The following is a 15,713-nucleotide window of genomic DNA, read 5'->3' as shown; positions in this document are numbered from 1 at the left end:
CACCTTTATAGAAGGAAAGATTACTCTTCGCCCCACACTACGGTGATTTCATTCAGATCCTTGTTGGTTGCAGACACAGAACCCGTGATGGTCACGGCATATTTACCATCTTCACGACCCACGATGCTGAAGCTGTCTGCCTGGATATCCTGAGTGTTCTGGCTCAAGTTTTTGGTCTGGTAGTAGTCTTTGTAGGATTCTCCAACGGTTAGCAACGTTTCTTTGGTTGTGTACGTGAGAACAACTTTTTTATCACCATCCATTATGTTCTCAATGAGACTTGTTGCCTTCGCATCCTTAGGCAATGGGAAATCTGCTGGCAGATACTTGGACTTCACGCCTGCCGCCTGTGTGTTTGTACCTGTTGAGGGCGATGTCGATCCGCTGTTGCCTGTAGATGTTGACCCACCAGAAGAGCTTGAAGAGCCAATGCTTACTTTATTGTTTTGGGAATCATACTTCACTTCGGTTTTTAACGCATCAGCAATCGAACGAACGGGGAGATATGTACTGCCTTGATATGTAATTGGCGCAAGCTTTTTGCCTTGGTCACCTGTCGGTGTAAATTTCTGTCCGTTCACTTCGATGGCGAGCCCATGGTTCAGATAAGCTTTGATTGTCTCCAGTTGTGTACCTGCATATACACCTGCCGATCCGGTTAACACCATGCCAAACACACCCGCAGCAATCAACCACTTTTTGCTTTTCATCCCTAAACGCCTCCTGAGTTCAAATGTCAGCCTTATGCATCATACGATTCAAGACGATCGCTTGATTTATGCAAAAGGCTCATGTAGTTATGCTCATCATGTATGGGTACGAGCTTATTCGGATAACAGCCCGTTGTTCCACCAAATGTTAGCAATATAATAGCATCTGACAAGAGGTTGTAAACGATAAATGGACAAAACAGGACCAAGGACGTACAAAAATAGTCTTTGTCGTATGCACGCTGTTCTCTGGCTCCTTAAGTTGTTCTTATATGAATAAAGTCCTGAATCCCGGACCATACATATGAAGCTAATCATACACGCACAACAGTTGCGAAATTAACCAATGTATTAGATAATTATTTGTCGATTTGTGGTCGAAGGAACGGAACTCAAGGGGGATTAAATACGATGAATAACAGTACATTTGACCAGCCTATTAACCGGATCTCTACCGGATCTGAGAAATGGGATGCGCTTGAGGATATCTTCGGTGCTGCTGATGCGCTTCCGATGTGGGTGGCCGATATGGACTTTGCTGCTCCACCATCCGTCATTCAAGCCCTGCAAACACGGATGGAACACGGGATTTTTGGTTATACAGTGCGGACTGAAGCGTATCATGCAGCTGTTGCAGGCTGGATGGAACGGCGCCACAACTGGAAAATTAACGATGACTGGATTGTATTCACTCCAGGTATCGTGCCCGCACTCAGCATTGCTGTACAACGATTCACGGGGCCGGGAGATGCAGTGGTCATCCAAACCCCGGTGTATGCTCCCTTCTATGAAGTAGTACGTGGTCAGGGCCGTGAACTGATCACCAATCCTTTGGTAGAGAATAATGGTCATTACACGATGGATCTGGAACAACTGGAATCCAGCTTGCAGACGGGTCGGGTCAAAATGTTGATTCTGTGCAGTCCTCATAACCCGGTTGGACGGGTATGGACTCGTGAGGAGCTTGAAGGGCTTACGTCACTGTGTCTGCAATACAACGTACTGATGGTTTCAGATGAAATCCATGCCGATCTTGTTCATCAGCGTGGAACTCATACACCACTGACCCTGATCTCGGACGCCGTCTCTGATCTAAGTATCATCTGTACGGCTCCAAGCAAAACGTTCAACATTCCTGGCCTCTGCACATCCAACATCATCATCCCCAATGCCAAGTTGCGAGAATCGTTCGCGCAGGGTGTAAAAACGATGGGACTTGCTAATATCAGCACACTGGGGGCTGTTGCAACCGAAGCTGCTTACAATGATGCCGAGGAATGGCTGGATGAGTGCCTTGCCTATATCCGTGGAAATATGGAGTATGTACAGCAATATGTTGCGGAACATATGCCTCAGATTAAAATGCATCTGCCCGAAGCGACCTATCTGTTATGGATGGATTTCCGGGAGCTGAATATTCCACATGCACAACTATGCAATATGCTTCTTCATGAAGCAGGGCTTGCTTTCAATGACGGGAGCTTCTTTGGAACAGAGGGTACAGGGTTCATGCGTATTAATGTAGCCTGTCCACGTTCCACGGTTGAAGAGGCGATGCGCAGATTATCTGTGTTGTTAAACAATGTGTCGGGCAAATAAGCTGTCAGTTAGATCTATGTACGTTGCGAACATAACGTGTACTGTTCGTTAAATGGTGAATATTTGTCAAAATAAAAAAAGGGTGCCCCGTAGTCAAGTCCATGACTCACATTCATGGTCAATGACTGAACAAGGGGCTCCCCTTTTGTATTTGATCATTTTGTTTATTCGAACATATTTAAAATTACAGTGACATCGATATCGGCATCGGTGTAATTCTGTCGCACAACCTGTTCAGCAAATCCCGATCATGGCTTATGATCAGTAATCCCAGATCACGCTGGCGAGCCACTTCCATCACGGTATGCCAGATCTGTGCCTGAGTGATCGCATCCAGCATCGTTGTCATCTCATCTGCGATCACGTAACGTGTCGCTGTCCCAAGTGCTCGCGCCACACAGAAACGCTGCAGTTCTCCACCGGATAATTCACTCGGTCTACGGTCCAACCAGGTCTGCTGAATACCCAATGCTTCGAGCAACTGTTCATCCTGCACAGACGCCTCCTGCAACACGCGGCGCATTCGCCAGCGTGGATTCACAGCTTTCTCCGGATGCTGGAATACCAGCTGAACCGGACATACTCCTGTACGCGGGAGTGGTTTCCCATCCAGAAGTACTTGTCCTGCCACAGGTTCGGCATATCCTGCAAGGATGCGTCCAAGGCTTGTTTTTCCACAGCCACTTGGTCCCCACAAGCCCACGACTTCGCCTTGTTTCACCTGCATATTCATCTGCTGGAACACCCACGATTTCGTATCGTAACGGTAACTCACGTCCCGTGCTTCAAGTGACATGGAAACACCTCACTTCTCCGCCCCGTACCTTACGAAGATCTGGACGTTCTCCGATACATACAGCGGTTGCTGCATTACATCGGGGAGCAAATGAACAGCCTGTGGTGATCTCTTGACCTGCCAACGGTTGGGAGCCTGGGAGTGGCTGAAATCCATTCTGCGGCAACGCATTCCAGAGCGCTTTTGTATATGGATGACGCAGACGTTCTCCATTCCCTTTAAAATCATCCACCTGCGCCGCCTCTACATTGGTACCCGCATAAAATACAGCGATGCGATCCGCTGCCGTCAGGGCTGTCGTGACATCATGGGTGATCCATAGAATGCCTACGCCTTCATTCGCAAGCTCGCGAAATTGCTTCATCGTCTCGGCCAGCACTTCGGGATGAATGCCTGGTGTCGGCTCATCTGCAATGATCAGCTTGGGCTGACCTGAGGTCGCTGTCGCCATCAACACCCGCCTTGCCATACCTCCAGACAACTCAAACGGGTATTTCCCGGCTGTTCCTTGAGGAAGATGATAACGATCCGTCAGCTCCTGCTCTGTCTTTTTCATATGGGATCGAGCTATGAAGCGGCTCTTCCGTCCCAAATCCAGGGTTACCGGCTTAACTTGTCTTCCCACCTTCATCAGCGGGTCCAAATAACTGACGGATTGTGGAATCAACACCAGTTCGTCTCCACGCAGATGAAGCTGCCGCTCTGGGGTTAAAGGCTCGCTATTATAGCTAATACGCCCCTCCAACCTGGCATTGGTAGGTAGAATACCCATAATGGCCTGCGCCAGCACACTTTTGCCCGATCCACTTGCGCCTACAACAGCCACAATCTCGCCCTCGTTTATGGAAAGATCCAGATTCTGAATGACGTAAGTCTGTTCGTGCCCAAACCAGCCGCGAGCGCGCCGAAATGACACCGACACTCCCTCAATATCAAGAAGAGCCATATTACCTCACCTCCCTTGAACTACCTGTACCCGTCAATGTCTTCAGACTGTTGCCCAATACATCAAACGCACGAACAACCAGCAACAATGCCAGTCCCGGGAAAAAGGCGAGCCACCACATGCCAGCAGATAAATATCTCATCGATTCGGACAAAATAATTCCGATTGCCGGTTGTTGCGGGGACAACCCCAGCCCCAGAAACGTAATGGCCGCCTCATGCAGAATCGCATGGGGAAAGATTAGCAATACGCCCACGAACAGTTGTGGAACCAGATGTGGCAGCATATGCTGCACCGCAATCTGTAAACGTGTTTGACCCAACTTGTGTGAAATCTGAATATATTCTGCGGATTTCAGTTGAATCATCTCCGCTCGTACAATCCGGGCCAGATTCGGCCAGTGAGTCAGCGCAATCGCTGCCGCGACTCCTGCCAAACCTCCACCAAATACAAAGGCCAGCATAACCAGTGATACCAGATGAGGTACACTCAGGAACAGGTCGATAATCCATGAGATCACCCGATCAGCAGTCTTGCTTGAAGCGGCTGCCAAACCCAATAACATTGCGATCATTCCACCACCACATGCAGCAAGTAATCCCACTTGAATGCTGGTTGCCAATCCTTTTAACGTGCGCATGAACATATCTCTTCCGAGCCAATCTGTGCCAAATGGATGCGCCCAGGTTGGAGCCAAATTCCGATCCATTAGTGAAGACAGCGTAGAACCAGCCGGAAGCAGCCTGCCCGTCAACCACACAACGGCAATCCAGATCACCGCGAGGCTTCCCCAGATCACCGCTCTTTGGCGAGGGTTGCGGAAATTTTGGTCTCTGGCACCCGCATAACCTTTTCTCGTTTGGCGTGTTGTTCCTGTTCCTGTTCCAGTCTCAGCTTGTAGTAACCCCGGATTAATGCTGTACCTTACCTCTTGAGTCGCAGTTTTCACTTTCTGTACTTCGGTTGTTTCTGCCGTCTGCTCGGAGGAGCGTTCTACCGTCTGCTTCATGACATCAGCTCCTCCTTCATCCGTGGATCGATCATACGATACAGAATGTCTGCAACCATATTACCTGTAAAAACAAAAATTGCACTGCACATCACAAGCCCAAGCAGCAGTGGAACATCTCCACGCAACCCAGCCTGAACCGTTGCCTGACCAAGGCCGGGGTATGAAAATACCTGTTCTGCAAGTACGGCCCCACCAAATAGTTCACTGAACGAAGCAAATTGTAGTGTTATGGCTGGCAAAACAACATGTCTGAACCCGTGTCGACGGAACAGCTGAAATCCACGCTCACCCCGCGCTCTCGCAAACAGAATATAATCTGACTCGAGCACATCCGTGAGCTTCTGCCGGGTATGCAAAGCAATAGAAGCTACCCCAGTCAAACTGAGGGTCAACGCTGGCAGAATCATATGAATAGCCCGATCTCCCCATGTGACCTGATCAGCCGACATGCCTGCGGGTACTCCAAGGCCAACTGGAAGCCATCCGAGCCACACCCCAAATACCATCAGCAGCAACAGCGCAATCCAGAATAATGGCGTGGAAGCCAGCGTATAACAATACCAGCAGATCAGGCGATCCAGCTTCGAATCCCGTCTCATGGCGGCAACTACCCCAAGAGCGAACCCGAAGATGCCGGATAATAGCCAGGCTACAGCCATAAGCGCGACAGAATTCATGAATCGTTCCTGGATAATATCCGCTACAGGTTGTCTGTAGATCATCGAAGTTCCCAGATCTCCCTGAATCAGCGTTTGTCCCCAAGTCAGCAATCGTTCCATGGGAGATTCATTCAATCCCCAACGTTCTTCGATTAAACTGCGCTGTTCGGCGCTTACCCTGATCATGTCTCCACCAATGTAGGCTTCGATCGGATCAACAGGAGAGAATTGCATTAATATAAAAGACAACACACTGACTCCAACCAATAGAGATACAAGTCGCAACATTTTAAAACCAACAAATCTCGCCCATCCATTCCTGCCTGTCATCCAATCTCTCCCCAATTCAGGCTAAAGCTACCGGTACGTTTCCTACTTTGTACTGTTATCCCAGGACCATTCCTCCAGATTGGTTGTCACCGGCCAGCCGTGACCATGGGGGTGGATCTGCTGCTCGCCAATGTTCAGTCCATTCGTAACCAGATACAGATGATCTATATTTACGAGCCATGCCCATGGCGCATCACCCTGATAACTGAAACCTGTTGTTCCATCCCATTCCGCTTTCTGCCAGAATGGTAATGCCTCTTCTTCACTGGTGGCCTGAAGGGCTTTGTCCATCCAAGAATCCACGACAGGATTACTGTACAGCCCCAGATTGTAATACCCTTCTCCCTTGTGGGTACTGCTATAGAGGTTATACGTCTCCAGTGGATCATGACTGCCCCAACCAAATAATACAGCGTTGGAGTAAGCCATCTTTTTCGTCTCTTCACGGCTTTTGCCTTCAACATTGATTTTGATTCCCGCCTGGGCTACCATATCCGCAGCAGCCAGTGCCAGAGATTGTCTTGTTAAATCACCTGCAAAATAAAGCAGATTGAACTCGGCCTTAACGCCGTTTTTCTCGACGATACCATCACCATCCGCATCCACCCAGCCACCAGACGCCAGAATGCGCTTCGCTTCTTCGAGATTGGCATCTGTAAATACAGCTTCTGCATTGCTCCAAGGCAGTTCATCACTGACGGAATAAGCTGGACGACCGTACCCTTCCAGTACACCCTCAACCAAAGCCTTACGATCAATCACAACATTCACCGCTTGGCGAATCGCCAGATCAGATGTCACATCATTTCCTGCGGGAAGACCATCGCCCGACTTGGCACCAGCAGGTTGCATGGGGAACATGATGCCACGATTATCTACGGTTTTCACGGCCTCCAAAGTCATGCCATTCACCTGTTGTTTGCTAAACGCTGCCGGGATAGCAGCGATATCCACCGTACCTGCCTGTGCAGCGGCGTAGGCTGCATCTTCATCCAGATAGAGGAAGGTGAGTTTGTGGAATGCAGACTTGTTACCGTAATATTCTTCATTGGCTTCCACGATGGCCTGTTGTCCTTTGTCCCACTGAACCAGCTTGTACGGTCCTGAACCGACCGGATGTTCCGCATAATCGGCACCATAGGCGTGTTCAGGTACAATGCCAAGTGTCGTCAGCAGACTGATGAATGTCGACTGCGGCGACTTCAGTGTAAATACAACCGTTTGATCGTCGGGTGCCTGCACATCAGCCATATTGGTCAAATCAATCACGGACCCACTCTTGGCAGCTGTTTCAAATGTAAATTTCACATCCTCAGCCGTTAGAGGCTCCCCATCCGAAAACTTCACATCGTCCCGAAGCGTAATCGTCCAGGTCAGCCCATCTTCACTAACTGAATATGCGGTAGCCAGATCGTTAACCAGCTGTAACTTTGCATCCCTCTTCAGCAAGGTACTTTGGAAAAGTGGCGAACCATACTGCCCCCATCCAGTTGTCGGATCAAACCCGCCTTCCGGCTCGGTGCCAACGGCCAGCACCAATTCGTCTTTGGTTGAGGTTGTTCCTGACTGTCCATTCTCTGCTGATGAAGCTGTTGGCGCTGTGCTCTGTGCACAACCAGATAAACCAATGGAACATACAAGCAAAATGCCTAATCCTGTTCTACCTTTTCGTTTTCCCCATCTCCATGAAAATCTGCCCATTCTGGTCGTTCCCCCTCTAAATATGTGCTGCACTCACTTTTTTCGTGTTACTTTTTAGAGAAATTGTAGCACAAAATACAAATCATATGTCAACAAAGTTAACTTCGTAATCCATATTTTTTCATATTTCAGAATTAATAAATAAAAAATTGTATAACCGAGTATTTGTAGCGCTCTATAAAGTCAGGTATTATAACAAACAAAAAAAAAACAGACAGTTGGCATCTAACCAATAGTCTGTTTTTTTAGATTTGCTATATTTTCATAGAAATTACACCCGTATTTGTCTTACTCCGCAGAGCGATGATGATGACTGTGACCATGCTGCCCCGCACTGTAATTATCATCCAGACTTTGATCCGGGTTGCCATCCTGACGACTCTGAGCATGAGCCAGTTTGTTGAGTTCATCTACATAAGTCACAGACAGCTCCGCATACAAAACACCTTTTTGTACCTGGATCTGTTGATGCAGATGACGCAATCGTCCCAGGTTACCCCGTACGGCAATTACCTCCAGGCACTGGTCATGGTTCAGGTGCACGTGCATATTGGAAATGATGTCATGATGCGCCTCGTGCTGCAGCTCCATCAAACGAATGGGAAGATCACTGATATGGTGATCATAGACCATCACAATGGTGCCTGCCACATCCTGGTCGGATTGTAATGCAGAAGGTTGCAGTAATGTTTTGCGAACAAGATCACGGAAAGCCTCGGATCGGTTTTTGTATCCCTGTTCCTCAATATACTGGTCAAACTGCTCAATCAGAGGTGTAGGAAACGCCACCCCGAACCGGGTCAAATCTTCTTTATCTGCCATACTTCTCCTCCTGCGCCCTCATTTGCTTCGAGTGTACCACAGACTTGTCTGCTCATCGACTATACTGTTGCATGAATCGTACTGCCGAATGTATCGCCTGTTGTCCAGCGTCACTCTCAAGATTAAATTGATAATCATGTCCCAGCTTCTCTGATGAGTTTGAGAAAAACAAGGTTTCCACCTCAACATCAAGGCGCTTCAATACTTGTGCCAGCTCAATCGATTGACTGGTCAACGGGTCATCATTGCCTGAGGTAATAAATGCAGGCGGGTACTCTGCTGTGGCTTGAAGCACGGTCGACATTTCATGCAGACGTGGATAGTCTTCGAATGTTTTGACTCCCGTATATGACCAGAGAAATGTCCGTATGAGTGGAAAACCTGTATTGGCTACTGTGCTTAGATTGTATGGACCACAGAATAGAAGAACCCCACGCAAGTCTTCTGGCTGGGCGGCTGGTGTTACATTCATCAGTTTGGCGAGGGAAGGATTGGTCACCACTGCCGCAGTCTGACTTGCAATCTGGGCACCTGCCGAATTGCCTGCGAGAAATATGATTTCCGGGTCACCGTGATACGCACTGACATGGTTCTTCACGTAAGTCAAAGCCTGATTCGTCTGGACCACGGGAATGGGATATTTCGTATCCGGTGCGAGCGCATAATTCATACTGACCACAACGTAACCCTGCTTGGCTAATTGAACGGCATAATCTGCGATATCCTTTTTGTCCCCCAAGACCCATCCACCACCATGAACCCACAACACAACAGGCAAAGGTTCCGATGTTACGGAAGGATAATAGATATCCAGTGTACTGTCATTACGCCCTTCGTCTGCATAGGGCACATCCACAACACGAGTTATCCCATCCGAGAGCATAGTATCCTTGCTATTTGTGTCTGGATTAGTAGTTTCAATTAATGATTTTAATAAAAATACCGTTATTTTGGGTGTCCATTGTGTACCAATCCCAATAAAACCTATGATCAAAATTAGTACAACGCTGGGAATCCAGTAACGTTTACGTTTAAAACCTTTTGCCCCCGTACGTTTCGTTTCCAACTTGGTCTGCAATAGTTCCACCTCGTTCCATCATCTCATCGAAGCGTCTTTACATCTAAAGTTGTGTACGTTGCGGAGAGGACCGGGTTTCCTCTTATTTGGGTCTCTTGGCGATTTCCTGTCTGACTTTCACATACGTAGTGGATACGTTTTGCTCCAGTGTATGAATACTTTGTTTTGTTCCTGCCCACTTCTCTGCTGCAGACGCCAATGTGTTCAATGAGCTGAGTACACGTGACGTTTGGCTTTGTTTTGTACTCTGTTTGAACTGTTGTAGAGCGTTGGAATATCGTTCTTTTGCCAGACTCGCCTGTTTTTTAGCCGGTTGAATCTGTTTCTTCGCGGAGTCAGCCCCTGCTAGCATAGCTCGTAAACGTTTTATTTCAGCGCTCTTCCGTTTACGTGCTTCAGCAAGTTCCTTTTTCTTGATCCGGATGTCTTCTCTGGCAAGCTTCACAACGGGTCTCAACGTCTCTGCCTGTGTGCGGATCGCTGCACTCCATTCCTTATTTTTGATGGCTTTGGCTGCATCCAACTGTCTATTGACTGAACTATAGAGGGCGAATAGCGGTTCATATCGGGCTTGTGTTTGCTTTACCTTTTCAGCTAGAGCTGCGACCTTCGCATCATCGGTTTGTCTTATTTCTACACGTAATCGCTCCAATTCCGCGGTATTGGCGACATGAAGTGTCTTTATTTTTTGTTCCCAAACCTGCTCTTGTGTCTTCCAGTTCCCCACTTTATCGTACGCTTGCTTCAACGTTAACTTGGTTTGTGCGTCGGCTTTGTTCAAAACGGAATCCCAGGCTTTCTGCGCTGTTACGCCAAGATCTATGCCCGCTGCCTCGGCTGTTGAAGCAAAATAAATCGTGCCTGCGCTGAACAGAATCACAAGCCCTATAAGCAGGCGTGATCTGAAAATAAGATGAGCCAACGATGACAATTGACCACGCAGGACGTTACTTTGTTCCATCATGTGACTATGGCTACCTGCTATTGGAGAAGGGATTAGAAAGTCACTCGTCTCCATTAAAACTATATCTTCTGTAGCTATATCTTCGATGTGCTGTCGCCCCTTTTTTTCTTCCAATAGGCCGTCATGTTCTATGAAGTCATATCCTCCTGCTCCTAATAATAGGAAAGAAGGACAACATACTGTTCCCTCCTGATCAGTTAACGTTCCCTTCCATACTTCTGTTTGCATGCATTCCTACACCCTTTCTTCAAAATAGTTGGAAGATATTAAGCCGTCTGACCCTCTGTTCTATCCAATTTGAGAAGCTCCACCTCCATTTCCTCGCAGAAGAATAGCCAACGAAATCAGCGAACGACAAAAAAGCACCCGCAAGTCAGGCATTTGCCTGCTCTTACGGGTGCTTCCCTCATAAGCCGTTCCATATGAGATTCGATTGAACGAGTCGCTCGAACCTTTCCTTTTTCTAATATATTCCATTCGCTGTATCTGGTCAAGTCGTGTCTATATAAATTGAACTAAAGAATATTTACACTGCACACTCCGATGACAGAACAACCTTCCGATCGCTGTTATCCCCAGATTTTTTTGATTCCTTATATAAAGGGTAAATCCGGGGATAAAGGCGAACGCTCCGCTTCTTCAGGTTCTTTCTGTCCTCTACGTTTTGTGTAAATGTTTAGTTCAATTTTTATAGTTTTCCTGGTCTAATATCAACCCTTCAATCAACAGGAGAACCCTTCCCGCTTATAGTTAACAACTGATACAGCTCAGCTTATTGATTGACCAAAATAGCTTTCATTTCCTCGGTCAGATCCTCTTCTTTTAACATCATATAGATGTTCTCGCCACGAGTTACATTCAACTTGATCTGATAAATGGTATCTTTCTCTGTTAGATAACCAGACCGTTGACGTTTGAGCAAATCACTAATGATTTCTTTGTTTTTAGTCGCTATCTGTTTGTTACCACTTAGATTTCCATCGATATATTCTGGCTGCGGAGTAGTCCACTGAAGCGAACCCGGACTGTTAATCTCCTGCTTCGCAAACTGAGCGGAGACAATCTCATCTGCCTGGACAAGCAACTGGTCGTATAACTTGTTCTCCTTCAGCCAAGCCAATACCCGATCATAGCTAGGTTTAATCTCAAAATTCCACATCTCCCTCGGTTGAAATAGATCTTTCGAAGTAGAGTCCTGATTCATCTCCGCGTAAGCAAACGACTGCCACGGGGAGCGCTGTTCTTCATAGGTCTGATCCAAAATGTCCTGTTTCAACAATGCTTTGAACTCACGGACTTGCTCCGGATTGCTAATATAAACCTTCCGGTATGAACTTATGGCAGAGCGAATGCCGAAACTTAACGCATCTTCATCCAACTTATACGTTTCAAAGGCGACTCTTTTGTAATCCTGGGACTGTTTCAGAGCCATTAATTCCTGATGGAATTCGGCTTCTGGAATGTAGTATTTACGTTTCATCACTTTGCCGTTATCCAGCTTGTAGTTAATTAATATAGACTCATCATTACGCATACCTGTATTAATCGGATCATCCAATAAAGGAAGATCGGAATCCACGATTTTTTGATGAAGAGCGATAACTGCCCCCATGTATTCCGGATCATTAGAATAGAGGTGAGCATCGTCCTTTTTCTGAGTGACACCGTTACTGTAGGTATAACTCTCCCCACCAAGCTTGATGCTGTTCACCTTGCTCATTTCAGGCACTCGAGCGGCGTATCCATTCCAGTCGGCAATAGGTACGTAAAGTATCAGACCAGCGATGATACCATATAGAATCAGCTTGGGTAGCAGCCTGCTGCTCCAGATCAGCCATGTTTTGCGAATAATCATCTCCGCAACGATATAACCTACAATTCCGCCGAGGATATATCCGAATATTCCCCATCCAGCTGATCCTCTTGGAGCAATCATTGTAAAGTAACCTCCGCCAATCAGAACCAATGTAAACATCAATCCGAAGCGGAATATAGGTTTTATAAGCTTAAACGTAACTGCTTGAGTAGCAGATTCAACCTGTCTCTTCGCATAAAGTACATAGGTTAGAGGAATAAACAGGATTGCAAATATAGCATAGATAATTAACTCCTGACGGATTACAGGGAGGATACTGATCGAACCCACACGCAGGACGAGTGAGAGTTTCTCCGCATTAAAGCCCACTTCTTCAAAAGCATATCCGAGCAAATAATGCTGGAGATGAAGTGACATAATGAACCACACGACAACAGGTAACAAGACGAGCGCGTACACGGTGAGTCCCTGCAATACAGATTGACCAATACATATGCCCACCGCCACAGTTAGCATGAACATAAACAGCGAGTAGATACTCATGCTCAAGCCCCACATCCAGATTGTACTGCCATCGAACAGAAACGCAGGTTGATCCAGTACCGCCCATACCAAGCCGGTAATCGCAGTTGTAATCCAGATTGGAATCAGGATCATGGCATATCCGGTCAACAGATTAATCGTTAATAGATGTTTACGACGTAACGGCAAACTATGGAACAGATCCGAAGGTGCACCAGACTGAATATACCGAAAAAGAAAAATACCAGCCGCTACGGGCAGTGTGATAGCGAACAAAATCTGCACTTCACCATTGGCCTGAAACAAACTTGTAATCTGCTGTGGCACGTCCCTGTACTCGGTAGCGATATATAACGGAAGTGAGAACAACAATGTGATGAGAAATAAAACGCCTATCCATCCATGCTGTCTGAAATTTTGGATCAGGATGCCCCGGTTACAGAACAATCGGTTGAATATCATACCCTGCGTCCTCCATTTCATAGATAAAGATTTCTTCGAGCGTCAAAGGCAGTACATCCAGCAGATACGGATCATGTACACGGAATTGATCCGTTACCTGTTGTCGGTTGCCTTTGACAATGTACAGGGATACACTTCCCCGCTTCTCTTCATGCAAGATATCAATCTGCTCATCCATGGCCTGTGCATGGTCCGGGTGGCGGAAAGCAACCTGGATTTTATGCGTATCGGCCTTCAGATCATCGAGATCCTTCTCTACAATAATTCGGCCTTTGTGCATAATCGCCACATGGTCACACAGATCTTCGATCTCACGCAAGTTGTGCGACGAGATGACAATGGTTACTTGACGCTCAGCTGCTTCCTGGAACAGCAGGTTTTTGATCTGCTGGCGCATGACCGGGTCGAGGCCATCAATAGGCTCATCCATCAGCAGCACTTCAGGCATACAGCTAAGTCCCAGCCATACGGCTGCCTGACGGCGCATGCCTTTGGACATGCGATGCAGCTTGCGTTTTACATCCAGTTTGAACACGGTCGCCAGTTGCTTGAACCGTTCCTCATTCCAGCGCGGATATACCGAACGATAAAATGCAGCCATCTGAGTTATTGAAGATTGCGGAAAAAAGTACGGCGAATCGGCCATAAAAATTGTGCGGCCTTTGAGATCCATATTTTCATAAATCTCATTATCTTCGATACGAACAGTCCCGCTGTCCTGACGGTAAATGCCAGCCATCATTTTGAGCAGCGAAGTCTTGCCTGCCCCGTTGGAACCGAGCAAACCATAGATCGACCCCTTATGTATGTGCATCGTTACGCCATCCACTGCCTTTTCCTGTTCAAATGCTTTGACGACTTGATTCAGCTCAATCATGAGGCTCCTCCTTCTCTATACGGGCCATCGCTTCCTCAAACAAAAGCGTCATATCCGCCTTGGTCAAACCGGAATACGAAGCTTCTGCAATCAACTTCACCAGAGACTCTCTGATCTCATCTCTCATGGCTTCATTCGGATGTTCCACTGACGATGATACGAAGCTCCCTTTTCCCTGCAAAGAATAAATGTAACCTTCACGTTCAAGCTCACGATACGCTTTCTGAATCGTATTTGGATTCACGGTCAGCTGCGTCGATAATGCACGAACGGAAGGAAGCTGCTCGTCGGGCTTTAGAATACCGTATACGATCATTTCTTTGACTTTGTCCACTAGTTGCTCGTAGATCGCCTTACGGCTGCGTACATCTAATTCGAACATCCCGCACCTCCTTTCTGTACATGTGTGAAATAACCTATGGGTTTAAATGACTGTATCTGAGGTGTATGTGCAAATATCTAGGCGTAAAAAGGCGTTACCTAAGCTGTACAGCTGTAGAGCCGTACATATTCAACTCCTAGGTGTATTAACTGTACTACTATTATTAATACAGTTAAATCGAATTGTCAACCGTTGACTTTGACTTCTTGTGTTTTTGGGAGTACGTTAATAAAGAGAGGTTATATGGTTTATTTGACATATATATTTTTGGGAAGCAGGTTCATTCTGGCTTACGACGGGGCTCGATCAGGGTGGCGTTCACATGAAGTGAAGCAAAACGGCTATCTGAAGCGATGTGGCTATATGTGGCTACTCGAAGTGATACGGCTACCCAAAATCTTTGCCTGACCTCTTTTGACAGAATTACATGCAAAGGTTGTTCAGGTCTTTCCCCTTCCGTTATGATGGAGATGAAATATTGTTCAATAATCACTGTATCTTTGTTACTTTTTTGTGCGCGTTTAACCTGATTGATTGTTAGGTCTGTTATGCGTTAGTTGTGTTGTGTTGTGTTGTGTTGTGTTGTGTTGTCTCGCGTTATAGATCTATTGTCTGCACAAACGGTAGGCCGTACAGTAGGCAGCTAAATTAGAGTTAGCGAGACTGTGTATTTGCTTTAAATTCGGGTTTGCACAAATGAGCTACTATATAGGGATCGGGTGTAGACCCGGCCAGTTATTCATTTGGTTTGTGGTACATAATCCGATGGGATATATGATTTGCGTTGAATGGGTCGGGGCAGACTTCAGCCTTTTCAATCGTTTATCTGTTCATTTGGAGTGCCAACTCGTGCTGTCCGCACTGAGCATACATATTGTAGATATGTCTTTCAAAGGGTGGACACGGACATAAGAAATCACCATGGAATTGATATTCTACATATAGATTATTTGAGAATTTAAGTCCTAAAAAATCTATATGTAGTGTTTCATTTCCATGGATGGATATAGTATCTTTTTAGAAAAAGTGTCCACTCT

13 protein-coding genes are annotated in these 15,713 nt (G+C 46.7%); 1 reads left to right on the top strand and 12 read right to left on the bottom strand.

Going from position 1 to position 15,713, the window contains the following annotated elements; all coding sequences use genetic code 11:
- Positions 1-20 precede the first annotated feature (20 nt).
- A complete protein-coding gene (locus tag MHI12_RS05535) occupies positions 21-710 on the bottom strand; it encodes a stalk domain-containing protein (RefSeq protein WP_405171800.1) in 690 nt (229 codons plus the stop codon).
- A 411-nt stretch (positions 711-1,121) separates the two neighbouring features.
- Here MHI12_RS05535 and MHI12_RS05530 point away from each other — a divergent pair, with 411 nt between their 5' ends.
- Positions 1,122-2,309, top strand: a complete 1,188-nt coding sequence (locus tag MHI12_RS05530) for a MalY/PatB family protein (RefSeq protein WP_405171799.1) — start codon at positions 1,122-1,124, stop codon at positions 2,307-2,309.
- Between the two features lie 184 nt (positions 2,310-2,493).
- On the opposite strand, the gene MHI12_RS05525 is transcribed toward MHI12_RS05530, so the two are convergent.
- The 11 genes from MHI12_RS05525 to MHI12_RS05475 all read right to left on the bottom strand — a co-directional run bounded on the left by MHI12_RS05525 (position 2,494) and on the right by MHI12_RS05475 (position 14,676).
- On the bottom strand, positions 2,494-3,105 hold the full coding sequence (locus MHI12_RS05525; protein ID WP_405171798.1) for an ABC transporter ATP-binding protein: 612 nt from the start codon (positions 3,103-3,105) through the stop codon (positions 2,494-2,496).
- Positions 3,095-4,051: an ABC transporter ATP-binding protein gene (locus MHI12_RS05520; RefSeq protein ID WP_405171797.1), complete on the bottom strand. Its 957-nt coding sequence runs from the start codon at positions 4,049-4,051 to the stop codon at positions 3,095-3,097. Before MHI12_RS05520 ends, MHI12_RS05525 begins: the two co-directional genes overlap by 11 nt.
- Position 4,052: 1 nt before the next feature.
- Positions 4,053-5,060 carry an ABC transporter permease gene (locus tag MHI12_RS05515; RefSeq protein WP_405171796.1) on the bottom strand — a complete coding sequence of 336 codons (1,008 nt, stop codon included), beginning with the start codon at positions 5,058-5,060 and terminating at the stop codon, positions 4,053-4,055.
- Entirely contained in the window at positions 5,057-6,052 is a 996-nt protein-coding gene (locus tag MHI12_RS05510) for an ABC transporter permease (RefSeq protein ID WP_405171795.1), read from the bottom strand. Before MHI12_RS05510 ends, MHI12_RS05515 begins: the two co-directional genes overlap by 4 nt.
- Positions 6,053-6,094: 42 nt before the next feature.
- A complete protein-coding gene (locus tag MHI12_RS05505) occupies positions 6,095-7,753 on the bottom strand; it encodes an ABC transporter substrate-binding protein (protein WP_405171794.1) in 1,659 nt (552 codons plus the stop codon).
- Between the two features lie 288 nt (positions 7,754-8,041).
- Positions 8,042-8,575: a nickel-responsive transcriptional regulator NikR gene (nikR, locus tag MHI12_RS05500; protein WP_405171793.1), complete on the bottom strand. Its 534-nt coding sequence runs from the start codon at positions 8,573-8,575 to the stop codon at positions 8,042-8,044.
- 52 nt (positions 8,576-8,627) lie between these two features.
- Positions 8,628-9,653, bottom strand: a complete 1,026-nt coding sequence (locus MHI12_RS05495; RefSeq protein WP_405171792.1) for an alpha/beta hydrolase — start codon at positions 9,651-9,653, stop codon at positions 8,628-8,630.
- 82 nt (positions 9,654-9,735) lie between these two features.
- Positions 9,736-10,845, bottom strand: a complete 1,110-nt coding sequence (locus tag MHI12_RS05490; RefSeq protein ID WP_405171791.1) for a hypothetical protein — start codon at positions 10,843-10,845, stop codon at positions 9,736-9,738.
- Between the two features lie 544 nt (positions 10,846-11,389).
- Positions 11,390-13,417 carry a hypothetical protein gene (locus MHI12_RS05485; RefSeq protein ID WP_405171790.1) on the bottom strand — a complete coding sequence of 676 codons (2,028 nt, stop codon included), beginning with the start codon at positions 13,415-13,417 and terminating at the stop codon, positions 11,390-11,392.
- The gene (locus MHI12_RS05480) at positions 13,392-14,294 is read right to left on the bottom strand and encodes an ABC transporter ATP-binding protein (RefSeq protein WP_405171789.1); all 903 of its coding nucleotides are present in this window, start codon (positions 14,292-14,294) and stop codon (positions 13,392-13,394) included. Before MHI12_RS05480 ends, MHI12_RS05485 begins: the two co-directional genes overlap by 26 nt.
- The gene (locus tag MHI12_RS05475) at positions 14,287-14,676 is read right to left on the bottom strand and encodes a GntR family transcriptional regulator (protein ID WP_036606399.1); all 390 of its coding nucleotides are present in this window, start codon (positions 14,674-14,676) and stop codon (positions 14,287-14,289) included. The genes MHI12_RS05480 and MHI12_RS05475 overlap by 8 nt, the downstream gene beginning before the upstream one ends.
- Positions 14,677-15,713 lie beyond the last annotated feature (1,037 nt).

It is taken from the genome of Paenibacillus sp. FSL H8-0280 (genome assembly GCF_045040665.1).
Taxonomy (GTDB): Bacteria; Bacillota; Bacilli; order Paenibacillales; family Paenibacillaceae; genus Paenibacillus; species Paenibacillus xylanexedens_A.
The sequence above is the reverse complement of the archived record's forward strand: the minus strand, read 5'-3'. Positions and strand labels throughout refer to the sequence as shown.